Here is a 22,034-nt window from a genome sequence, read left to right as displayed (position 1 = left end):
CGGATTTCAGTCGTTCCAAAGAAATCGACAGGACAGTCCAATTGACCTATCCTATGGTCAAATTTTCTCAGATCAGACCACGAATTCGATGATCGAAGACCAATTGGACCGCATCGACAGGAATATCCTGTCGGCATTGGCGCGCGATGGCCGGCTTTCCATGTCGGAACTCGCCGCAAAGGTAGGCCTGTCGAAGACGCCGGTGCAGGCGCGGGTGAAGCGACTCGAGAAGGATGGTTTTATCCGTGGCTACCAGGCGATCATCGACCGTGAGCGGATGGGCGAAGGTCATGTCGCCTTCGTCCAGGTAAAACTGTCCGATACGCGCTCGGCCGCGCTCGACGCCTTCAACCGCGCCGTCCAGGCGGTACCGGAGATCGAGCAATGCCACATGATGGCGTCGAGCTTCGACTATCTCCTGAAAGTCCGCACTACCGACATCGCCGCCTATCGCCGCGTGCTCGGCGAACGCATTTCCGCCCTCCCCCACGTCGCCCAGACATCCACTTTCGTGGCGATGGAGACCGTGAAGGATCGATAATCTAATCCGCCAGCGTCTTCAGGAACGCCACCAGCGCGGCGCGCTCGCGGTCCGAAAGCTGCAGCGGGTGGACCTCCGACACACCTTCGACACTTGCCGGCGCCTTGGAATAATGCGCCACGACTTCGTCGAGCGACGAGAACTGCCCAGCATGCATGTAGGGCGGCCGCGTGGCCGCACCCCGCAATGAAGGCGTCTTGTAGGCGCGGATGAGTTCCGGTCCGGCCTTGACCATGAAGCGCAGCTCGCCGCAGGCGCTGGCATCGCCGTCGCGAAAGGCGCCGAAACAGTTGAACGGATCGGCCTCGACTTGGCGTACCGCATCTATGCGGCCGCGGTCCGGCGGCAAATCCTTGACCGGCGGCACGCCGGTATTGTGAAAACTGTTGTCGGTGAAACGCGGTCCGGCGTGGCATGTCACGCAATTGGCCTTGCCGATGAACAGCTTCAACCCAAGGATTTCCTCTGGCGAAAAGGCGTCGTCGTCTTTTGGCTTGGCGCCTGTCGCCAAATCGATGGCAAAGCGGTCGAAGCGCGTCTGCGGCGGCGCGATCGACCGCTCGAAAGCGGCGATCGCCTTGCCGATATTGGCAAAGACGCGATTGACGTCTTCGGCCTGCGCAGCAGTCATCGTGCTCCATGCCGCCTTTTCGGCATCGGTGCCGAGCGGGCTGGCATTGGCCGGCACAGTGGAGAGGTCGGGCAGCGGCCCGAAGATACGCTCATAGCGCTCGCCGAAGCGCGCCTTGATGTAGTGTGCGAAGGCCGCGCGGTTGCCGGCCTGCTCCAGCGGATTTTCCAGCGGCGTCAGCGCTTGCGCCCACAGACTGTCGCGGCGCCCGTCCCAGAAGAACCAGGGATCATGCGCGACGCCGGCCAGCGGCATGGTGCGCCGATTGGTGCGGCCGACACCGACCGCTTGCGGCAGGTCATCCTGGAACTGCCGGTCGATCTTGTGGCAGGTCGAGCAGGAAACCATGCCATCGCCGCTCATGCCCTGGTCGAAGAACAGCGTCGAACCGAGTGCTGCGGCGGCCGGCACGTCGGCGAAGCGGTTGGTGGTGTCGGCCTTCAGTGGTGGCAAGGTGTTGAGCGCCAGCGAGGCGATGGTCTTCTTCTCGGCGTCGGAGAATTCCGGCTTGCCGCAGCCGGCAAGCACGGCCATCGCCATCAGCACGAGAAAGCGCGAAAGCCAGCTCACAGCAGCACGTTGAAGATGACCGTGTCCGAACCGGCCGCTGCGGAAATGGCGAAATGCAACTGCCACAATCCGCTCATCGTGAATTTCAGCCCGTCGATGCGATAGCGTCCGTCGCCCAGATAGTCGGTCGCCTGCGGGCTGGTCGGCAGGCCATGCCTGTGCTGCGGCATGCCGCCGGAAACGGTGATCGCGGCGCCCTCCACCGAGGCTCCTTTGACCGTCTTCAGGGTCAGCAGCCAGGAGTGCAGTTCGCCTTGCCGGACGACACCCTTCTCTGGCGCGAAACTGGCCACAAACAACCCGTGCGCCGTCGTTTTCGAGCGGGAAATGTCGGCACCGGCCAGCTGAGGCGCATGCTGCGTCGTCAGGTAGACGACGGTGAGAATGCCAGCCAGCAAGGCAGCCAGACCAAGGCCTGCCAGAACATAACGCCATAACGATGCCAAACCGGTTCCTTTTCAGCCATTAACGTCTTGGTCGGCAGATAGCGTCCCACCGCCTGTGGGAAAACGCTTCTGGCGTAAAAATCCGCCGCCGCCAACCATGGCGCTGCCGGTTGCAAAAAGCTACAGCACCGGGTCTTTGGTTTCGTGCATGTCGGTACACCTTGGGGCGGCCGGCACCAGGAGAGAGATTTATGGCAGGAAACGGCGTCGCCTCGATCGGTGAATGCATGATCGAACTTTCAGGCCAGGCGGGGCCGAACTGGCGCATGGGCTTTGCCGGCGACACCTTCAACACGCTATGGGCGCTGCATGCGCTGAGCGGCGATCGTCCGGCCACCTATGTGTCGGCCTTCGGCGATGATCCGTTCTCACAAGGCCAGATCGCCTTCTTCGCCGAAAACGGCATCGGCATCGGCGAAAGCCCGGTCATATCGGGTGCGCGGCCGGGCCTTTATGCGATCACGCTGACCGGCGCCGAACGCTCCTTCACCTACTGGCGCGGCGATGCGGCTGCTCGGCAGCTAGCCTCCGATCCGGCCGCGCTGGCAAAAAACCTGGAAAACCAGGCGCTTGTCTACTTTTCCGGTATCACTTTGGCAATTCTGGAGGATACCGCGCGCAAGAAATTGCTGGCGGCCGTAGCCAAGGCGCGCGCGGCGGGCTCGCTTGTCGCCTTCGATCCCAACTACCGGCCGCGTCTGTGGTACAGCCGTGAGGCGGCGCAAGCCGCGATCCTCGATGCGCTTGCCGTCGCCGACATCGCGCTGCCAACCTTCCCGGACGAGCAGATGCTGTTTGGCGATACAGAGCCGCAAGCGACAGCGCAACGATTGGGAAAGCTGGTCGGTGAAGTCGTCGTCAAGAACGGCGAGGAGCCGGCACTGATCGCCGAAAAAGGAGCCCTGCAACCTGTTCCCGCCGTGCATGTCGCCGCCCCTGTCGATACGACCGGCGCCGGCGATTCCTTCAATGGCGGCTATCTCGCCGCCCGGCTTGCTGGCCACGCCCCGGCGGAAGCGGTGCTGCGCGCACACCGCGTTGCCGCCGCTGTCGTGCAGGTGCGCGGCGCACTGGCGCCGTTCGAGACGCTAAGGGCAGCGTTCGGGGATTAGGATCAAACGAAATCAGCCTGCTGCCGCCAAAGGTCGAGATTGGCGAAACCTTGTCGTTTGAATTGAGGTGTCCTCTCCCTCCACTAGTCTGCTCCGTCCTTTCTCGCCCGCTCGATGAATTTCGCTGCGACCGCTTTGCCGAGCGCGGCACCGGCCTCGTTGTCCATCTGGTAGTGGATGCCGGCCCAGACGCGCGAATCGCCGGCCTCTTTGCCAACCTTGCGGATGAATTCCGCATGGCTGGGAAACAGGTAGGCCAGGACCTCGCATCGGGCCGTCGAAAGAGTGGAGTGGTTGGACGGATAACTGGGATGGGCCGGCACCGCAAACAGGGGCGTGATGCTCTTATCAAGCATGTGGGGGCGCAGGTACCAATAAGCGTACTTCCCGTCGTTGCTTGCAATGTAAGCGTCGTAGTATACCGTTGCGAGCATCGCGTATGCCCGCGCAGCCTGCGGCGGGTTCGAATCCGTCTTGTCCTCGAACATCCACTTGCTGGCATAGTCATACCAGTCGGTGAAAAGGCCGGATGGGCTTTGCCAATAGAACGCTTTGTAGCTGTTGGGGAATTTTCGCTCAAACTGCCGGATTGCATCTGTCTCGGCCTTTACGGCCGGGGACTGGCAGTCGGGTGGGGTCGGCGGCCTGAATTCCTCGGCTGCTGCAAGCACGATCGGCTTCCAGTTCGGCATGGTTACATTGGCGGGTTTGTCCCCGACCCACTTGCATGGCCCGGTCGGGATCGTGCCGGTCCAGACTGCGTCGGAGCCATCGGCCTTTGCCCGCGCGATCACCTGGTCAGCCACCCGTTGCCCCAATTCGAGACCGGCCGAAGTATCGCTCGGGAACTGGACACCGGCAAGGACACGCGACTGTGCCGCTTCTTCGGCCATCGCCTTGAACGACGACGTCTCGTCCGGAAAGAAATAGGACAGAACGGTCGCGGCGGCTCCGGCGGCTGCGGCGTGCTCCGATGGATAGGAGGGACTCCGCGGCGTAGGCAGCACAACCGGCAGTGTCGCATCCGCCTCGCTCGGGCGTGGGCGATTGTAGAAATACTTCGATTCCCACGCGGCAATGGTGGCGTCGTAGATCGCCATCGTCAAATAGGTGTAGACGCGGTGTGCATTGGGTATCTGCTGGCCTTCAAGAAGGCGGTCGTTGACCAGGTCAATCCATCGATAACCGGGCGATCCGGCATCCCAGAACACGATCTTGGCGGCGACCTGTGCGTCGTTCGTCGCAATAAGTTTGCGTAGCTGCTCCAGCTCGGCTGCGGACGTATCCGGCGGGGGCGGGACTCGGAAGTCCTTGCCCGACGTGATCACCCACGTCTTCCACGTTCCAGCCTTTGGTTCTATCAGATCCGATTGGGCGAAAGCGCAGGTCCCTGACAAGAGGATCACTGCGCAGACCTTGCATAAGGCGCTGAGCATGTTTGGCCTCCAATGGTTGGTCCCCGGCCCAAAGACGGACGCTTTGTGCTTTACGGCTGCTCCGCCCTAATTTTAGCGATCGCTAATTATAGCGCCGAACGCCGCCGGGCAAAAGGATCAAATATGCGGATAGGCAGTGTTGTTTGTGACAACCGGCTTCTGTGGCAGGGCAACGCTAAGGCAGCCGGAACCGGTATTCCGTCACCTGGTGGTAGATCTGGCCCGGCCACAACGTGGCCTGCGGGAAATACGGCCGGTTCGGCGCGTCCGGCCAGACCTGCGCTTCCAGGCAGAAGCCTGAGAAAGCCTTGTAATGGCGCCCGTCCAACCCTGAAGACGGCTGCAGATACTGACCCGTATAGAGCTGGAGGCCCGGCTCCGTGGTCCAGACCTCCATCTCGACGCCGGAACTCGCACCTTGCGCCCAGGAAGCCTGCCTGAGCGGCCCGCGTGTCGGGGCGAGGCAGAAATTGAGGTCGTAGGGAAGCTGTTCGCCTTCGGTCTCCATGCGCAGCGGCCGCGCCTGGCGGAAGTCGAAGGGCGTGCCGTCGACGGGCTTCACCGCACCCGTTGGGATCATCTCGCCGTCGACCGGCGTGTAGGCGCCGGCATTCAGCATCAGCCGGTGGTCGAGGATGTCGCCGGCGCCGCCATCGTCGAGGTTGAAATAGGAATGCTGGGCGAGATTGCAGAGCGTCGGCTCCTCTGAGGTCGCGGTCAGCTCGATGCTCAGCGTACCGGGGATTTTCAGCCGGTAGGTACAGGTCACGTCGAGCGCGCCGGGAAAGCCCATCGTGTCGTCGGGATCATGCAGCGTCAGAGTGACGAAATCCCGGCCATGCAGCGAGACCATCCATGGCCGGTGGAAATAACCTTCTGAACCGCCATGCAGCGTATGCTTGTCGAGGAAATTGCGCTCGCTCTGGTAGCGCTTGCCGGCGATGGTGAAGCGGCCATCACGGATACGATTGGCAAAGCGCCCGACGACGGCGCCGAAGAAGGCCCTGTCGGTCTCATAGGGTTCGAAACGGTCGTATCCCAGCACCAGCGGCGCATCGTGTCCAGCCAGGCGCAGATCCTGGATGATGGCGCCGAGGCCGATGATGTTGGCGGTGAGGCCGCCGCCGCGAATGGTGAAGCGGCGGACTTGGTCGCCCGCCTGCGTCGTGCCGAAGACCTCACCGTCCTTCATCGCCATGCCCGAAATGCCGGTTGGTTGATCGATGCCCGCCTGACCTTTCGGGCTTGAGTGGGGTCTGTCGTGATCAACAGACCCCGATAGCAATCAGAGGCCAAGCCCGCCGATGCAGACATATTTGGTGTCGAGATAGTCCTCGATGCCCTGATGTCCGCCTTCCTTGCCGAGGCCCGACTCCTTGACGCCGCCGAACGGCGCTTCCGGTGTAGTGATCAGGCCTTCGTTGACGCCGACCATGCCGTATTTCAGCCCTTCCATCACCCGGAAGGCGCGGCCGAGATCGCCGGTGTAGAAATAGCAGGCCAAGCCGAATTCGGTGTCGTTGGCGAGCGTGATCGCCTCTTCCTCGGTTTCGAACTTGAACACGGGTGCCACCGGGCCGAAGATCTCTTCCTTCATGAAGCGCATCTTCGGCGTCGCATTGGCGATCACGGTCGGCTGGAAGAACGAGCCGCCAAGCGCATGGCGCTTGCCGCCGGCGACGACCTTGCCGCCCTTGGCGGTGGCGTCGGCGATCAGCTCCTCGACCTTTTCGACCGCCTTCTCATCGATCAGCGGCCCCTGCTGCACACCCTCTTCAAGACCGGAACCGACCTTCAGTCCGTTGCTGGCGGCTGCGAGCTTTTCGACGAATTTGTCGTAAACTTTCGCCTGCACCAGGAACCGGTTGGTGCAAACGCAAGTCTGGCCGGAATTGCGGTACTTCGCGGTGATGGCGCCGGTGACGGCGCGATCGATGTCGGCGTCGTCGAAGACGATGAACGGCGCATTGCCGCCGAGCTCCATCGACACTTTCTTGACGGTGACGGACGACTTCTGGATCAGGATCTTGCCGACCTCGGTCGAGCCGGTGAAGGTGATCTTCTTGACCAGCGGATTGGCGCAGATCTCGTCGCCGATCTCGCCGGCGGCACCGGTAAGGATGTTGATGACACCCTTGGGGAAGCCGACTTCCTCGGCGAGCGCGCCCCAGGCGAGGCCGGAATAAGGCGTCTGCGAAGCCGGCTTGACGACTGCGGTGCAGCCGGCGGCGAGCGCCGGGCCGAGCTTACGGGCCAGCATCGAGGATGGGAAATTCCACGGCGTGATGGCGGCGATGACGCCGACCGGTTCCTTGGTCACCAGGATGCGGCGGTCCGCCCAGGGCGACGGCACGACATCGCCATAGGTGCGGCGGCCTTCTTCGGCGAACCACAGGATATACGACGCGGCCGAGCCGATCTCGCCCTTGGATTCGAACAGCGACTTGCCCTGCTCGATGGTAAGCAGTTCCGCCAGCACGTCCTGATTGTCCATCATTGCGTCGTGCAGCTTGCGCAGCAGCTTCGAGCGCTCCAGCGCGGTGGTCTTGCGCCACGTCTTGAAGGCGGCTTCGGCGGCTTCGATGGCGCGGCGGGTTTCCGCCTTGCCCGACTTTGGCACGGTGCCGATCTTGAGGCCGGTGGCGGGATTGTTGACGTCAACCGTCTGGCCGCTGTCGGCCTGCACCCATTCGCCATTGATGAGATTGGCCTGGCGCATGAAATGGCTGGTTTTCTGAAGCATGGTCTAGCCTCCGTTCGGCGCACTGACGGGCCGGTCGCTGGATTTCCTCGGTGAGCGTGCGCAATGGCATCGATGCCCGGCACGCTGGAGCCACTGCTCTTTACCTAGGGCAAGCCCTGCAAGCAATCGCAAGATGGCATATAGGGCTTGGTCCAGCGAAAACTACCCGAACACCTGCACGACCACCGCCAGCCAGAAGGCCGTGGTGACGACCGCGCTGGCCGTGGCGATGGTCATCTGGTTCGACGCCAGCGCCTGGCCAGTGTTGAACTGCACGGCGATGAGATAGGAATTGATGCCGGACGGCAGCGCCGCCACCACCACCGCCACCTTGGCCGTCAGCGGCGGCAGGCCAAACAGCCAGACCAGGCCGAGCACCAGCGCCGGCATCAGGAACAGTTTCAGCACCGACAGCGCCAGCGCCGGCCGGACATTGCCGGAAATGCCGAAACGGCGCAGGCTGAGCCCCATCGCGAACAACGCCACCGGCCCGGCCGTATCGGCCAGCGCGTCGACCAGCCGCATGGCGAATCCGGGCAATGGCGCAGCGCTGAGGCGCCATGCAAGTCCGACCAGGATGCCGATGATCAGTGGGTTGAGGAACAGTCTCCTCAGAAAACCCCGGATGACGCGCAGCGGATGCACGGGCTCACTGCCGCCGCGGCCGAACATCTCGAACAGGATGATCGAGGCCATCATCATGATCGGCAGATGCACGGCGACGAGCAGCGACAGCACTTCAAACCCATCCGCCCCGAAAATGCCGAGGATGAAGGGAGCTCCGAGCAGGACAATATTGGAATAGGCCGAGGACACACCGCCGACGACGCCCGCGCGCGCGTCCCGCCCGAAGATCCGCGTGGTCACCAGATGGCCGGCGGCCCAGGTGAGCGCGACTGCGGTGAAATAGGCGCCCCACAGCGACCACGGCGTGGCGCCATGGAAATCGGATTTCACCATCGTCTGGAACAGCAAAGGCGGCAGCGCCACGTTGATGGCGAATTCGGATATGCCCTCGCCGCTCGCCGGCCGGAGATAGCCGGTAAGCCCGGCGAGATAGCCGAGCGCGACAAGACTGAAGACGAAGAGAACGGTTTCGGTGAGCGGCGACATTTTTCCCGTGATAGGCGAGCCCGCCTAGCCATGCAATCGCCGGCTCTTGGAAACCAGCTCTGCCAAAAATGATCGGTACCAGAATTTGATCATGCCGGAATTTGATCATGGTTGAGTGGCAGCGCTATAGAGGGATCATCAGGGCGGACACATCAGACGAATGGGCTTTGTCACCGAAGCCGGCTACACGATCCCCATCTCCGCTCACCGACCAGAAGATCGACCTGGTGAAGCGGCAAATGGCGAAGAAATAGGCCTGCGCTTGTCTTTCAGCCGGCTTTGCCATCCCTATATGCCGGTCACCGGCACTCACCTGCCGGGATGGGAAAAGGACAGTTGATGGTTCGATTTTTGCTGGCGCTGTTGCTGTTCGTCTTTCCTGTCACAGCGCATGCGACGGATGCCGGCTGGGCGCTGCTGCGCGATGGCGGCCATGTCGTGCTGCTTCGCCATGCGATGGTCACTGGCACCACCGATCCAGCGAATTTCGACATCGCCAAATGCGCGACCCAGCTCAACCTCTCGGCGCGCGGCAAGCAACAAGCGAGCAGGATCGGTGCCCTGTTCGGCGCCCGCGCGGCCCCCATCGAGCGCGTTCTGTCCAGCCGCTATTGCCGTTGCCTCGACACCGCCCGCATCGCCTTCGAGACGGAGCCCGAGCCCTTCGCACCCCTTGACCTGCTGAAGACCGACCCGAGTGAGAAAGCCGCCCAGCTTGCCGCGATCATGAACGAGATCCGCGGCTATTCCGGCTCCGACAATCTGGTCATGGTCACGCATCTCGAAGACATCGTGGCCCTCACAGGCGTCTCGCCCCGCGAAGGCGAAGCGGTGGTGGTCGAGCCGCGGGGCGATGGCCTGCGCGTGCTTGGCCGCGTCACCTTCTGACGGCGCGCGGCTGACCGTCCACAACGGAACGGGCGGACTGCTGAACGACCTGGTCAAGCTCCGCGACAGCTAATGCATGTCGCCCAAAAGTGGTTCCGGTTTTGGGAAAACGACATGCATCGAAACAAAGCCTGACCCTACGTCAAATGGGAGGGGCCGCCGGGCCAAGCGGCGGCCCTTCTTGCGTTCGGCAGGCCGGCATCCCATCTGCGCCCGGCGTATGAGGCCTTTTCCTGCCCGGAAAAACCGATTAGACAGCGCGCTACACATGCGGACAGATTCCGCCCGCAACCGAAGGAAAAGCCCTTGTCCACCACGTTCGACAAAGTCGCTAAGATCATCGCCGACACCAGTGAGATCGATATCGACACGATCACCCCTGAAAGCCACACCATCGACGATCTCGGCATCGACAGCCTCGACTTCCTCGACATCGTCTTTGCCATCGACAAGGAATTCGGCATCAAGGTGCCGCTGGAAAAATGGACGCAGGAGGTCAATGACGGCAAGGCCTCGACCGACGATTATTTTGTCATGAAGAACCTGTGTGCCAAGATCGACGCGCTGGTCGCGGCCAAGAACGCCTGATGCCGGTTGAGCGCGCGAGCTTGACGCGCTCAGCGCATGACCCCGAAAATCGGCAACGATTTTCGGAAAGGACTATGCGCAAAATCAGAAAACAGCCTGACTCACAAAGCCGCACATGAACAGCCCCCGCGACGTCGTCATATCAGGCATCGGCCTTGTCTCTTCGCTGGGAGAAGGTCCGGATGCACATTGGCAAAAGCTCACTCAGCCCGGCGCGCAACCGGTGTTGGAGGCGACGCGCTTTTCACCCTACACCATCCACCCGCTGCCGGAGATCGACTGGAACCTGCAGATCGCCAAGCGCGGCGACCAGCGCCAGATGGAAACCTGGCAGAGGCTGGGCACCTATGCCGCCGGCATGGCGCTGGATGACGCCGGCATCAAGGGCAATGACGAACTCTGCGCCACCATGGACATGGTGGTGGCCGCCGGTGGCGGCGAGCGCGACGAGGCGGTCGACGCCGACATTCTCGCAGCGTCCGAAAGCCGCAACGACCGCGACGTGCTGCTCAACGAGAAGCTGACCACTGAATTGCGGCCGACGCTGTTTCTGGCGCAGCTTTCCAACCTGCTTGCCGGCAACATCTCCATCGTCCACAAGGTGACGGGATCATCGCGCACCTTCATGGGCGAGGAAGGTGCCGGCGTCGCCGCCGTCGAGACGGCTGCTGCCCGCATCCGCTCCGGCCAGTCGACGCATATCCTTGTCGGCGGCGCCTTCCAGACCGAGCATTCCGATATGCTGCTCGGCTATGAGCTGGCCGGTTACCTGCATCGCGGCGCCTGGAAGCCGGTCTGGCAAAGGCAAGGCGGCGAAGGCGGTGGGGTGGTGACTGGATCCGGCGGCGCCTTTCTCGTTCTGGAACAACGCGCGCACGCATTGAGCCGTGGGCGCAAGATCTACGCCGAACTCGGTGCGGTCGTGTCCGGACGCGCCAGGCGCCGGCGAGACGAGCTCGATGCCGAGATCGCCTTACTGCTTAAGCAGGCCGCCTTGCCAAACGGCGAGCTGCTTGCCGTCTCCGGGGCGTCGGGTGCCCATGCCGCGACCGCTGCCGAGAAATCGGCGTTCGATGCCAACCCGGCGATCGCCACGCGCGCCTTTTCGACACTGACCGGCCATATGAAGGAAGCGCAATTCCCCTTCGCCGTAGCGCTGGCGGCACTCGCCGTCGAGCGCAAGGCCGCCTACCCCGTCTTTGACGCAGCCAACGAGCGGCCGTTCAGCGGTATTCCCAGGACCGTGCTTGCAACGGCGATCGGCTATCACCAATTCGAGGGCATGGCGCTGGTCAGCGCCGCCGATTAAACTGTCTCAGGAAAAAAGATGGCCAATCTCAGAGATCATATGGGCAGGCCGATCGTCGCGGTTACCGGCATCGGCGTGGTCACCTCGCTTGGCGTCGGCAAGACCGACAATTGGGCGGCACTCACGTCAGGCAAGTCTGGCATCCATCCGATCACCCGCTTTCCGGTCGATCACCTGAACACGCGCATTTCCGGCATGGTCGACTTCCTGCCGTCCAGTTCGAAGGGCGCCAGCCTTCTCACCTATGAACTGGCCGAAACCGCTGCACTGGAAGCGGTGGCCGAATCCGGTCTCGACGCAGGCGATTTCGGCGGACCGCTTTTCCTCGCTTCGCCGCCGGTCGAACTCGACTGGAGCGAGCGCTTTTCGCTCTACAATTCCGACAAGCACGACATCGGCTCCGAACGGCTGCTGCGCGTGGCGCGGGGCCTGAAGGTAACAGACATTTTCGAAACCACGCAGTTCGGTTCGATCGCCGACCGGCTGGCCGACCGTTTCGGCACGCGGGGCCTGCCGATCACGCTGTCGACGGCCTGCGCCTCCGGAGCCACCGCCATCCAACTCGGCGTCGAGGCGATCCGCCGCGGCGAATGCGACAGGGCGCTGTCGATCGGCGCCGACGGTTCGGCGACCGCCGAGGCGCTGATCCGATTTTCGCTGCTGTCGGCGCTTTCCACCCACAACGACCTCCCCGAAAAGGCCTCAAAACCGTTTTCCAAGGATCGCGACGGTTTTGTCCTCGCCGAAGGCTCTGGCGCGCTGGTGCTGGAATCGCTGGAGGCCGCACTGGCCCGTGGTGCGACCATTCTCGGCATCATGCGCGGCTGCGGTGAAAAGGCCGACGATTTCCATCGCACCCGCTCCAAGCCGGACGGTTCGCCGGCGATCGCAGCGGTGCGTGCCGCCCTCGCCGATGCCGGGCTTGGCGAAGACGAGATCGACTATGTCAACGCTCATGGCACCTCGACGCCGGAAAACGACAAGATGGAGCATCTGTCGCTGTCGACCGTGTTCGGCGAGCGGATCGGCTCGATGCCAATCTCGTCGAACAAGTCGATGATCGGCCACACGCTGTCGGCGGCCGGCGCCGTCGAGGCTGCGTTTTCGCTGATGACGATGCGTGAAAGCGTCATTCCGCCGACCATAAACTACGACAATCCCGATCCGGCGATCGTGCTCGACGTGGTGCCTAACCAGAAGCGCAACGCCGAGGTCGGCACCGTTTTGTCGAACTCCTTCGGCTTCGGCGGCCAGAACACCTGCCTTGTCATGGCGCGGGAACCGGTCTAAGCGAGCGCTTTCCGCTCAACAGAACCGACTGGCTCCATGCGCGCACTGCAACTTATCGAGGATCGCCGTCTTGAGACGGTGGACCTGCCGCCCCCACCGCCGCCTTCGCTCGGCGAAGTGACGCTGCGCATCAAGGCAGTGGCCTTGAACCACATCGACGTCTGGGGCTGGCGCGGCATGGCCTTTGCTAAGCGCAAGCTGCCGCTGGTCGTCGGTGCGGAGGCCTCCGGTGAGGTCGAAGCAGTCGGCCCTGGCGTTTCCAACCTTGTGCCCGGACAATTGGTGTCGATCTACGGCGCGCGCACCTGTGGGCTTTGCCGCGCCTGCCGCGAAGGCCGTGACAATCTCTGCGAGCATGTTTCCGGCGTTCATGGCTTCCATCTCGACGGCTTTGCGCAGGAGCAGATAAACCTGCCGGCGCGCCTGCTGGTCCCTGCCCCGCCCGGCGTCACGGATATCGGCGCGGCCGTAGCACCCGTAACCTTCGGCACGGTCGAGCACATGCTGTTCGACAATGCCAGGCTGCAGCCCGGCGAGACCATCCTCATCCATGCCGGCGGCTCGGGCATCGGCTCGGCCGCGATCCAGCTTGCCAGGAAAATGGGCTGCACCGTGATCACCACGGTCGGTTCCAACGAAAAGATCGACAAGGCGAAAGCCCTTGGCGCCGACCACGTCATCAACTATCGCGAGGACCGCTTCGAAGGCGTCGTGCGCAAGCTGACCAAAAAGAAGGGCGTCGACGTCGTCTTCGAGCATGTCGGCGCCGACACTTTTGCCGCCTCGATGCTGTGTCTGAAGCGCGGCGGCCGCCTGGTGACCTGCGGTTCCACCTCGGGCGTGTCGACGCAGATCAATTTGATGCAATTGTTCCAGCAGCAGCTGAAACTGCTCGGCTCCTTTGGCTGCCGTATGGGAAACATGGCCGACGCCATGCAGAAAATGGCAGCGGGTCTCGTCGCGCCAGTCATCGACACCGAAGTCGGCTTCGACGGCATCGATGCCGCGCTGAAGCGCATGGAAGGCCGCGACGTGTTCGGCAAGATCATCTTGCGTGTCGGCTGAGAATGTTCGGCAGCGCTTTCAAGAAGGTCCGCCGCGACCTGGCGTTTCGCCACGGCAGGCGGCTTCGCCAGTTCAACTACTGGCTTGTAGCGCGCGCCGCGATGGCGATGATTTCGGTGCTTCGCCTGCTGCCGGTGGACAGCGCGCTCAATTTCGCCGACCGGGTCGCGCGCCGCATTGGTCCCCGGGTCGGACGCCACGACGTCGCCATCGACAATTTGCGCAAGGCCTACCCCGAGAAGAGCGAAAAGGAGATCCAGGCCATCGCCTCCGACATGTGGGGCAATATGGCTCGCCTCGCGGCGGAGTACATTTTTCTCGACGCCTTGTTCGACTTTGATCCGGCGGCGGCGAAGCCGGGCCGCGTCGAGGTCAAGGGGATAGACCATTTCGTTCAAATCGCCGGCGAGGAAAAGCCACACATCATCTTCACCGGGCACCTCGGCAATTTCGAATTGCTTCCGGTCGCTGCCGCGACGTTCGGCATGAACATCACGGCGCTGTTTCGCCCGCCCAACAATCCTTATCTTGCCGACTACATTCTCTCGACCCGCCGATCGACCATGGGCTCCCTGCTGCCCTCCTCGACCGGCGCTTCATTCGCGCTGGCAGGCATCTTGGAGAAGGGCGGCAATATCGGCGTCCTCGTCGACCAGAAATTCTCAGGTGGACTCGAGACGACCTTCTTTGGCCGCCCGTGCGAGAGCAACCGGATCCTGGCCACCCTGGCCCGGCACTATGACTGCGATGTCTATCCGGCGCGTTGCATGCGCTTGCCGGGCAACCGCTTCCGGCTCGAGATCGAGGACAGGCTGATCTTGCCGCGCACCGCCGGCGGCAGTGTCGACGTCCATGGCACCACCCAGCTTCTCAACGATGTCGTCGAGCGTTGGGTGCGCGAGGATCCCGGCCAGTGGATGTGGTTCCACAAAAGGTGGGAAATAAGCAACCGCCGCAAAAAGCGGCGTCAACAGGCGAGAGCGCACGGCGAAGCCGCCTGAACGGCGGCCTCAAAAATGGACCTCGGCCCCGGCTGATGTGGCGCCGTCTAATTGGTGACGACGATCCGTGTGTTGCGGAAGCCTGCTTTCCGCACCATCGAATAGAAGGCTGCGGCGTTGGATGTGTGCAGCCGCACGCAGCCATGCGAGGCTGGGCGTCCGAGTTGCCGGACCGCGCCCGTGCCATGGATGGCGTAGCCGCCGCGGTAGAACACCGAATACGGCATTGGCGACATGTCGTATTTGCGCGAATACCACATCCGTTCGGTCCGTTGCGGCCGGTAGCTGCCGCGCGGCGTGAAATAGCCCCGGCGGGCGGTGGATACCTTCCACCGATAGACTGACCCACCATATTTTACAGTCATCGTCTGCGACGACACGTCGATGTTTGCAACCAGATTTGCAGCCTGGCCCTCGACCGAAGAACCAAACAGCACTGTTGCCAGAGCCGCTGCCATGAGAACGGTCTTTTTCATGCGATCAAACCCCTTTGATTGCCCCTGCCTGCTTGTCTTCACGCCATTATTCATCTTTTTAATGGCGCGTGAGCGAAATAGCACACACTCCCTGACGAATTCCCCAATCCAAAGCAGCGAATTTGAATGATTTCCCGCCATAGTTGCCGCGGCGACACGCAACTTTGACGCGATCCGCCAACAGGCTTGCCAAATCGCGTGCTTGGCTGCTCAACTCGCCGGATGAACGAACGACTCCTGAAGGCAGTCGATGACCGGGTCGACGACCTGGTCGCGCTGACCGCGGATCTGATCCGCTTTCCGACCATCAATCCCCCAGGCGAGGCCTATCGGCCATGCGCCGAATATATCGGCGCGCGGCTGAAGAGGCGCGGTTTCGGGATCGAATTCATCCGCGCCGAAGGCACGCCCGGCGATACCGACCGCTATCCGCGCGTCAATGTTGTCGCCCGCTTTGACGGCCGCTCGACTGGCGCCTGCGTGCATTTCAACTCGCATATCGATGTCGTCGAAGCCGGTGAAGGCTGGAGCCTCGATCCGTTCGCCGGCACCGTCAGGGACGGCAGGGTCTATGGCCGTGGCGCCTGCGACATGAAGGGCGGCTTGGCCGCTTCCATCATCGCCGCCGAGGCCTTCATGGAGGTCTTTCCGGACTTTCCCGGCGCGATCGAAATCTCAGGCACCGTCGACGAGGAGTCCGGTGGCTTCGGCGGCGTCGCCCATCTGGCGAAGCTCGGCTATTTCTCCGCGCCGAAGGTCGACCATGTCATCATCCCCGAGCCATTGAACAAGGATCGCATCTGCCTTGGCCATCGCGGCGTCTGGTGGGCGGAGATCGAAACCAAGGGCGAGATCGCGCATGGCTCGATGCCGTTCCTCGGCGACAATGCGGTGCGCCACATGGGTGCCGTGCTGCAGGCGTTCGAGAACGAGTTGTTCCCGGCGCTCGACCGCAAGATGACACGCATGCCGGTCGTGCCCGAAGGGGCAAAACGCTCGACCATGAACATCAACTCGATCCATGGCGGCCAGACCGAGGATTTCCGGCCCGGCCTGCCCTCGCCCAACGTGCCCGATTGGTGCCGGCTGACCATCGACCGCCGTTTCCTGCTCGAAGAGGATTTGGGCACGGTCAAAAGCGAGGTCACTGATATCCTCGAGCGGCTGAAGCGCGAGCGCAAGAAATTCGACTATGAGATCCGCGACCTCATGGAGGTGCTGCCGCTGATGACCGAGCGCGACGCGCCGGTGGTGAAGGCGGTGGCGCAAGGCATCATGGAGATTTTCGACCGGGAACCGGACTATGTTATCTCACCGGGTACTTATGACCAGAAGCACATTGCCCGCATCGGCCACATCTATGACTGCATCGCCTACGGCCCCGGCATTCTCGACCTCGCCCACAGGCCCGATGAATGGGTCGGGATATCGGACATGGTGGAATCGGCGAAGGTGATGGCGATCGGGCTCAACGTGCTGCTGAGAGGTACCGCCGCCGGGTAACGACCGGGTACGCGCCAATCGATTGAGCATGCAGTTCGGAGAAAAACATTCCTCCCTGCACTGCCGGGCAGCATGAAACGCGATTTACTCCTCGGCGAAATCACGCTTCTATCCGCCGGGTTTTGAGCACATTCGAGCCTATGGGGAGTTGCGCGATGAAATTGTGGAAAACCATTCTGGCCGCCGCGGCGCTGGCACTGGCCACTGGAACCTCTGCGTTTGCAGCGCGGACCGACCTCGTCATCGGCATTCCGCTGGAACCGCCGCATCTCGATCCGACCGCCGGGGCCGCGGCAGCGATCGACGAAGTGCTTTACGCCAACGTGTTTGAGGGCCTGACCCGCATCGGCCCGAATGGCGAGGTGCTGCCCGACCTCGCCGAAAGCTGGACCATTTCCGACGACGGCAAGGTCTACACGTTCAAGCTGCATACCGGCGTGAAGTTCCACGACGGCACCGACTTCAACGCCGACGACGTGAAATTCTCGCTCGACCGCGCCCGCGCCGACAACTCGGTCAACGCGCAAAAGGGCCTGTTCGCCGCCATCGACAAGGTCGAGGTGATCGACCCGGCGACGGTCAAGGTCACGCTGAAGAATCCGCAAGGCTCATTCCTCTACAATATGGGCTGGGGCGATGCGGTGATCGTGGCGCCGGAATCAGCCGACACCAACAAGGAGAAACCCATCGGCACCGGTCCGTTCAAGTTCCAAAGCTGGGCCAAGGGTTCGTCGATCACGCTGGTCAAATCCGACAACTACTGGGGCACGCCCGTATCGCTCGATAAGGCCGAGTTCCGCATCGTCCCGGATGCCGCCGCCGCCGTGCCAGCCTTGCTTTCCGGCGACATCCAGGCCTTCCCTTTCTTCGACCCCGACAGCGTCGCCCAGGTCAAGGACGATCCCCGCTTCAAGGTGGTGATCGGCGCCACCGAGGGCGAAACCATTCTTTCGATCAACAATAAGAAGCCGCCCTTCGACAAGCTGCAGGTGAGACAAGCGATTTCCTTTGCGCTCGATCGCAAGGCCATCATCGACGGCGCCTCGGCCGGCCTTGGCGTGCCGATTGGCTCGCATATGTCACCCGCCAACAAGGCCTATGTCGACCTCACCGGCCTCTATCCGCACAATGTGGCGAAGGCCAAGGAGCTGCTGAAGGAAGCCGGCCTTGAGAATGGCTTCAAGGCGACGCTGAAGCTGCCGCCGCCCTCCTATGCGCGGCTTGGCGGCGAGATCATCGCCTCCGAGCTTCGCGACGTCGGCATCGATCTGGAGATCATTCCGGTCGAATGGGCACAGTGGCTGGATCAGGTATTCACCAAGAAGGACTACGACCTGACCATTGTCTCCCACACCGAACCCAACGACATCGATATCTATTCGCGCAAGGATTATTACTTCAATTACGACAATCCGGCCTTCGATAAGATCATTGCCGAGCTGAATCTGACCTCCGATGAGGCCAGGCGCATGACGCTGCTCGGCGAGGCGCAGAAGATACTGGCCGACGACGCCGTCGTCGGCTTCCTCTACGAACTGCCGAAAGTCGGCGTCTGGGACGCCAAGCTGCAGGGACTGTGGGAAAACGCGCCGATCCAGGCCAATGACCTGACCAAGGTGAAGTGGACGGATTGAGGGTCCGCTGGCCAAAGAGGCGACGCTTGCGCTCCGTCACACCCCCCTCTGCCCTGCCGGGCATCTCCCCCGCAAGGGGGGAGATTGCGCGCTCAGCCGCTTTCGCCAATCCTGAACGTGGAAAAAAAGGCGTGCCGCCGAAGCTGCCGATCTCCCCCCTTGCGGGGGAGATGTCCGGTAGGACAGAGGGGGGTGGGCGGGAACTCCGGCCTAGGTCGATCCTTGCAACTGGCAACGCTTCAGTGCCGTTGCCATGACCGCCTATCTCCTCAAACGCCTCGCCATCGCCGTCGCCACGCTGGTCCTGGCCTCCATGGTGGTTTTCGCCGTGCTGGAGATCATTCCCGGCGACCCGGCGCGGCTGATGCTTGGCATGAACGCCAGCGCCGACCAGGTCGAGCTGCTGCGCAACCAGATGGGCCTCAACGCCCCCCTCGCCTGGCGCTATCTGCATTGGGCCGGTGGCTTGATGAGCCTCGATTTCGGCCGCTCCTACACCTATTCGGTGCCGGTCATCGACCTTGTCCGCGAGCGCGTCGTCGTCTCCCTGCCGCTGGCGCTGATCGCGCTGGCGCTGTCCACCCTCATTGCCATTCCGGTCGGATTGTTTTCGGCCGGCCGGCATGGACGGGCCAGCGACACGGTCGCGATGGGCGCCGCGCAGCTTGGCGTCGCCGTGCCGAACTTCTGGTTCGCGCTGATGCTGATCTATCTGTTTGCCGTCTGGCTGCGGCTGGTGCCGGCGGGCGGATTTCCGGGCTGGGGCGCCGGAGTCTGGCCGGCGCTGAAATCGCTGGTCCTGCCGGCGATCGCGCTCGCGTTGCCGCAAGCGGCGATCCTCGCCCGCGTCACCCGCTCGGCGCTGATCGAAGTGCTGAACGAGGACTACATCCGCACCGCGCGCGCCAAGGGCCTGCCCTATCGCGCCGTGCTGTGGCGGCACGCGCTGCGCAACGCCATGATCCCGGTGCTGACCATTCTCGGCCTGCAATTCGCCTTCCTGCTTGCCGGCACCATCATCATCGAGAACGTCTTTTACCTGCCAGGCCTCGGCCGGCTGGTGTTCCAGGCGATCACCCAGCGCGACCTGATCGTGGTCGAAAGCGTGGTCATGCTGCTGGTCGCCGCCGTCATCATCGTCAATCTGCTTGTCGATCTCTCCTATGCGGTTGTCGATCCGCGCCTGAGAAGCCGGCCATGACGCTGCACATCGACATTCCCGAGGAAAACCTTGCCAGCATCCTCGCCAAGGCGTTTCGAAACCGCTCGTTCCTCGCCGGCTTCGTCATCGCCGCGCTGGTGGCAGCGATCGCCATCGTCTCGTTCTTCTGGACCCCCTATGACGTCACCAAGCTGATCGTCGCCGACAGGACGCAAGCACCCTCGCTGGCGCACTGGTTCGGCACCGACCATTTCGGCCGCGATATCCTGTCGATGATCATGGTCGGCGCCCGCAACTCGATCGCCGTGGCATTGGTGGCGGTCGGCATCGGCATGGGCGTCGGCGTGCCGCTCGGCGCCTTTGCCGCGGCCCGCGGCGGCCTCGTCGACGAAGCGCTGATGCGGCTCAACGATCTCGTCTTTGCCTTCCCCGCTTTGCTCTCGGCGATCATGATCACCGCCATCTTCGGACCGGGTGCGATCAACGCCATCATCGCCATCGGCATCTTCAACATCCCGGTCTTCGCGCGGGTTGCACGGGCTGGCGCACTCGCCATCTGGCCGCGCGAATTCATCCTCGCCGCGCGCGCCGCCGGCAAAGGCAAAACGCTGATCACCATCGAGCATGTGCTGCCCAACATCGTCACTTTGCTCCTCGTGCAAGGCACCATCCAGTTCGCGCTGGGCATCCTGGCCGAAGCCGGGCTTTCCTATGTCGGGCTGGGCACGCAGCCGCCGATGCCGAGCTGGGGCCGCATGCTGTTCGATGCGCAGACCCGCATGGTGGTGGCGCCGTGGATGGCGATCTTCCCGGGCATGGCGATCGTCATCACCGTGCTTGGTCTCAACCTGCTCGGTGACGGCATCGCCGACATCCTCGATCCCCGGTCGCGGCGGCAGCGATGAGCCTGCTCGAAATCGAAAACCTGTCGCTGGCCATCGCCGACACACCGATCCTGAGGGACATCGAGCTGTCAGTCGCCCCCGGCGAGGTGATGGGGCTGGTCGGCGAATCCGGCTCCGGCAAATCGATGACGGCGCTGACGGTGATGCAACTTCTGCCCTTTGCGGCACGCGCCACGGGGCGTGTCACCTTCGGCGGCATCGATATCCTCTCGGCAACCGAAGACCAGATGTGCGCGCTGCGCGGCGACGATATCGGCATGGTGTTCCAGGAGCCGATGACGGCGCTCAATCCGGTCAAGACCATTGGCGAACAGGTTGCCGAAGGCATTCGCTGGCACACCGGGGCGAACCGGGCCGACGCCGAGGAGCGCGCGCGAAAAATGCTCGACCGGGTCGGCCTGCCCTCAGCGCAATTCCCGCTGTCGCGCTATCCGCATGAATTGTCCGGTGGCCAGCGCCAGCGCGTCGTCATCGCTATCGCCTGCGCGCTGAAGCCCAAGCTTTTGATCGCCGACGAGCCAACGACAGCGCTCGACGTGGTATTGCAGGCGCAGATCCTCGATCTTTTGCGCGATCTGGTCGCGGAAAACGGGATGGGCTTGCTGCTGATCTCGCACGACCTCGCGGTGGTGACCGAAATGGCGGATCGCATCACCATTATGCGCCATGGTGAAATCATAGAGGCCGGCGACACCGCGCGCACGCTGTCCGAACAGCTCCATCCCTACACGCGCCAACTGGCGCAGGCCTCGATGCATGTACCCGCTCGCGCCAAGATACACGAGGTCGGCCAAGGCAAACCGCTGCTTCAGGTAGACAGTGTGACGCGGGACTATCTTGGCCGGCGCACGTCTCTGTTCAAACGCACCGCTCCAATTCGCGCCGTCAACGAAGTGTCTTTCTCGATGGCGCCGGGCCAGTCGGTGGCCCTTGTCGGGCGTTCCGGCTGCGGCAAGTCCACGCTCGCCCGCATGGTCCTGGCCCTGGACGAACCGACATCGGGAACAATCCGGTTTCGCGGGCAAGATATCACCGGCAAGAGCGAGGCTGACCTCAAATCGGCGCGACGCGACATGCAGGTGGTGTTCCAAGACCCTTACGGCTCCTTCGATCCGCGCCAGAAGGTCGAAAGACTGGTCGCCGAACCGCTGCATGTGCTGGAGAAGAAGCCGACAAATACCGAGCGGCGCGAGATGGTGGCAAAGGCCCTGCACGAGGTCGGCCTCAGCCCACGCGACATGGACAAATACCCGCACGAATTTTCAGGCGGCCAGCGCCAGCGCCTGTCGATCGCACGCGCCATCATCACCCGCCCGAAGCTGGTCGTCGCCGACGAGCCGGTCTCGGCGCTCGATGTCTCGATCCGCGCCCAGATCCTCGACCTGTTCGCCGAGCTCAACCAGAAGCTCGGCATCGCCTACCTGTTCATCACCCACGATCTGACCGTCGCGCGCGCCATCACCGACGCGGTGATGGTCATGCATGACGGCAGCATCGTCGAGCGCGGCAAGACAAGCGAGGTGCTCGACCACCCGCAGTCCGACGCGGCCAAGGCGCTGGTCACCGCGGCTCCTGACCTGCATCGGGCGATCGCGCGGCGGCTCCGGGAACAGGGGTGAGC

The 22,034-nt window shown here is 62.9% G+C and carries 21 protein-coding genes; 14 read left to right on the top strand and 7 right to left on the bottom strand.

Annotated features, from left to right (window positions below):
- Nucleotides 1–88: 88 nt before the first annotated feature.
- A complete protein-coding gene (locus tag OHD62_RS26150; protein WP_263788814.1) occupies nucleotides 89–541 on the top strand; it encodes an Lrp/AsnC family transcriptional regulator in 453 nt (150 codons plus the stop codon).
- A gap of 1 nt (nucleotide 542) precedes the next feature.
- Here OHD62_RS26150 and OHD62_RS26145 read toward each other — a convergent pair whose 3' ends face one another.
- On the bottom strand, nucleotides 543–1,742 hold the full coding sequence (locus tag OHD62_RS26145) for a cytochrome-c peroxidase (protein WP_412177423.1): 1,200 nt from the start codon (nucleotides 1,740–1,742) through the stop codon (nucleotides 543–545).
- Nucleotides 1,739–2,188 carry a FixH family protein gene (locus tag OHD62_RS26140; RefSeq protein ID WP_263788811.1) on the bottom strand — a complete coding sequence of 150 codons (450 nt, stop codon included), beginning with the start codon at nucleotides 2,186–2,188 and terminating at the stop codon, nucleotides 1,739–1,741. The genes OHD62_RS26145 and OHD62_RS26140 overlap by 4 nt, the downstream gene beginning before the upstream one ends.
- 191 nt (nucleotides 2,189–2,379) lie before the next feature.
- On the opposite strand from OHD62_RS26140, the gene OHD62_RS26135 reads away from it, so the two are divergent.
- The gene (locus OHD62_RS26135) at nucleotides 2,380–3,300 is read left to right on the top strand and encodes a sugar kinase (protein ID WP_263788809.1); all 921 of its coding nucleotides are present in this window, start codon (nucleotides 2,380–2,382) and stop codon (nucleotides 3,298–3,300) included.
- 83 nt (nucleotides 3,301–3,383) lie between these two features.
- On the opposite strand, the gene OHD62_RS26130 is transcribed toward OHD62_RS26135, so the two are convergent.
- The 4 genes from OHD62_RS26130 to OHD62_RS26115 all read right to left on the bottom strand — a co-directional run bounded on the left by OHD62_RS26130 (nucleotide 3,384) and on the right by OHD62_RS26115 (nucleotide 8,592).
- Nucleotides 3,384–4,628: a phosphatase PAP2 family protein gene (locus OHD62_RS26130; protein WP_263788807.1), complete on the bottom strand. Its 1,245-nt coding sequence runs from the start codon at nucleotides 4,626–4,628 to the stop codon at nucleotides 3,384–3,386.
- A 283-nt stretch (nucleotides 4,629–4,911) separates the two neighbouring features.
- Entirely contained in the window at nucleotides 4,912–5,934 is a 1,023-nt protein-coding gene (locus OHD62_RS26125; protein WP_263788805.1) for an aldose epimerase family protein, read from the bottom strand.
- 87 nt (nucleotides 5,935–6,021) lie between these two features.
- A complete protein-coding gene (locus tag OHD62_RS26120; RefSeq protein ID WP_263788804.1) occupies nucleotides 6,022–7,479 on the bottom strand; it encodes an NAD-dependent succinate-semialdehyde dehydrogenase in 1,458 nt (485 codons plus the stop codon).
- A gap of 162 nt (nucleotides 7,480–7,641) precedes the next feature.
- Nucleotides 7,642–8,592 carry an AEC family transporter gene (locus OHD62_RS26115; protein ID WP_263788801.1) on the bottom strand — a complete coding sequence of 317 codons (951 nt, stop codon included), beginning with the start codon at nucleotides 8,590–8,592 and terminating at the stop codon, nucleotides 7,642–7,644.
- A gap of 160 nt (nucleotides 8,593–8,752) precedes the next feature.
- On the opposite strand from OHD62_RS26115, the gene OHD62_RS26110 reads away from it, so the two are divergent.
- The 7 genes from OHD62_RS26110 to OHD62_RS26080 all read left to right on the top strand — a co-directional run bounded on the left by OHD62_RS26110 (nucleotide 8,753) and on the right by OHD62_RS26080 (nucleotide 14,733).
- A complete protein-coding gene (locus tag OHD62_RS26110; RefSeq protein WP_263788798.1) occupies nucleotides 8,753–8,932 on the top strand; it encodes a hypothetical protein in 180 nt (59 codons plus the stop codon).
- A complete protein-coding gene (locus OHD62_RS26105; protein ID WP_263788797.1) occupies nucleotides 8,932–9,480 on the top strand; it encodes a histidine phosphatase family protein in 549 nt (182 codons plus the stop codon). The genes OHD62_RS26110 and OHD62_RS26105 overlap by 1 nt, the downstream gene beginning before the upstream one ends.
- A gap of 306 nt (nucleotides 9,481–9,786) precedes the next feature.
- Nucleotides 9,787–10,068: an acyl carrier protein gene (locus OHD62_RS26100; protein WP_006335407.1), complete on the top strand. Its 282-nt coding sequence runs from the start codon at nucleotides 9,787–9,789 to the stop codon at nucleotides 10,066–10,068.
- Nucleotides 10,069–10,183: 115 nt separating this feature from the next.
- Nucleotides 10,184–11,377 (top strand): beta-ketoacyl-ACP synthase, encoded by a 1,194-nt coding sequence (locus OHD62_RS26095; protein ID WP_263788737.1) that lies wholly within the window; start codon nucleotides 10,184–10,186, stop codon nucleotides 11,375–11,377.
- Between the two features lie 18 nt (nucleotides 11,378–11,395).
- Complete coding sequence (locus OHD62_RS26090; RefSeq protein WP_263788736.1) at nucleotides 11,396–12,667, top strand: beta-ketoacyl-ACP synthase; 1,272 nt, start codon at nucleotides 11,396–11,398, stop codon at nucleotides 12,665–12,667.
- A 36-nt stretch (nucleotides 12,668–12,703) separates the two neighbouring features.
- A complete protein-coding gene (locus tag OHD62_RS26085) occupies nucleotides 12,704–13,732 on the top strand; it encodes a zinc-binding dehydrogenase (RefSeq protein WP_263788733.1) in 1,029 nt (342 codons plus the stop codon).
- Between the two features lie 2 nt (nucleotides 13,733–13,734).
- Nucleotides 13,735–14,733, top strand: a complete 999-nt coding sequence (locus tag OHD62_RS26080) for a lipid A biosynthesis lauroyl acyltransferase (RefSeq protein WP_263788731.1) — start codon at nucleotides 13,735–13,737, stop codon at nucleotides 14,731–14,733.
- A gap of 47 nt (nucleotides 14,734–14,780) precedes the next feature.
- Here the strand turns inward: OHD62_RS26080 and OHD62_RS26075 are convergent, their stop codons facing one another.
- A complete protein-coding gene (locus OHD62_RS26075) occupies nucleotides 14,781–15,209 on the bottom strand; it encodes a L,D-transpeptidase (RefSeq protein WP_263788729.1) in 429 nt (142 codons plus the stop codon).
- Nucleotides 15,210–15,431: 222 nt separating this feature from the next.
- On the opposite strand from OHD62_RS26075, the gene OHD62_RS26070 reads away from it, so the two are divergent.
- From OHD62_RS26070 to OHD62_RS26050, 5 genes are all read left to right on the top strand, one after another.
- A complete protein-coding gene (locus OHD62_RS26070; protein ID WP_263788727.1) occupies nucleotides 15,432–16,712 on the top strand; it encodes an acetylornithine deacetylase/succinyl-diaminopimelate desuccinylase family protein in 1,281 nt (426 codons plus the stop codon).
- Between the two features lie 155 nt (nucleotides 16,713–16,867).
- Nucleotides 16,868–18,346: an ABC transporter substrate-binding protein gene (locus tag OHD62_RS26065; protein ID WP_263788725.1), complete on the top strand. Its 1,479-nt coding sequence runs from the start codon at nucleotides 16,868–16,870 to the stop codon at nucleotides 18,344–18,346.
- A 253-nt stretch (nucleotides 18,347–18,599) separates the two neighbouring features.
- Nucleotides 18,600–19,547 (top strand): ABC transporter permease, encoded by a 948-nt coding sequence (locus OHD62_RS26060; RefSeq protein ID WP_263788723.1) that lies wholly within the window; start codon nucleotides 18,600–18,602, stop codon nucleotides 19,545–19,547.
- Nucleotides 19,544–20,413, top strand: a complete 870-nt coding sequence (locus tag OHD62_RS26055) for an ABC transporter permease (RefSeq protein ID WP_263788721.1) — start codon at nucleotides 19,544–19,546, stop codon at nucleotides 20,411–20,413. The genes OHD62_RS26060 and OHD62_RS26055 overlap by 4 nt, the downstream gene beginning before the upstream one ends.
- Complete coding sequence (locus OHD62_RS26050) at nucleotides 20,410–22,032, top strand: ABC transporter ATP-binding protein (protein WP_263788719.1); 1,623 nt, start codon at nucleotides 20,410–20,412, stop codon at nucleotides 22,030–22,032. Before OHD62_RS26055 ends, OHD62_RS26050 begins: the two co-directional genes overlap by 4 nt.
- Nucleotides 22,033–22,034: the final 2 nt, after the last annotated feature.

The organism is Mesorhizobium sp. YC-39, from assembly GCF_025753795.1.
Taxonomy (GTDB): domain Bacteria; phylum Pseudomonadota; class Alphaproteobacteria; order Rhizobiales; family Rhizobiaceae; genus Mesorhizobium.
This window is presented reverse-complemented; position numbering and strand designations above follow the sequence as displayed.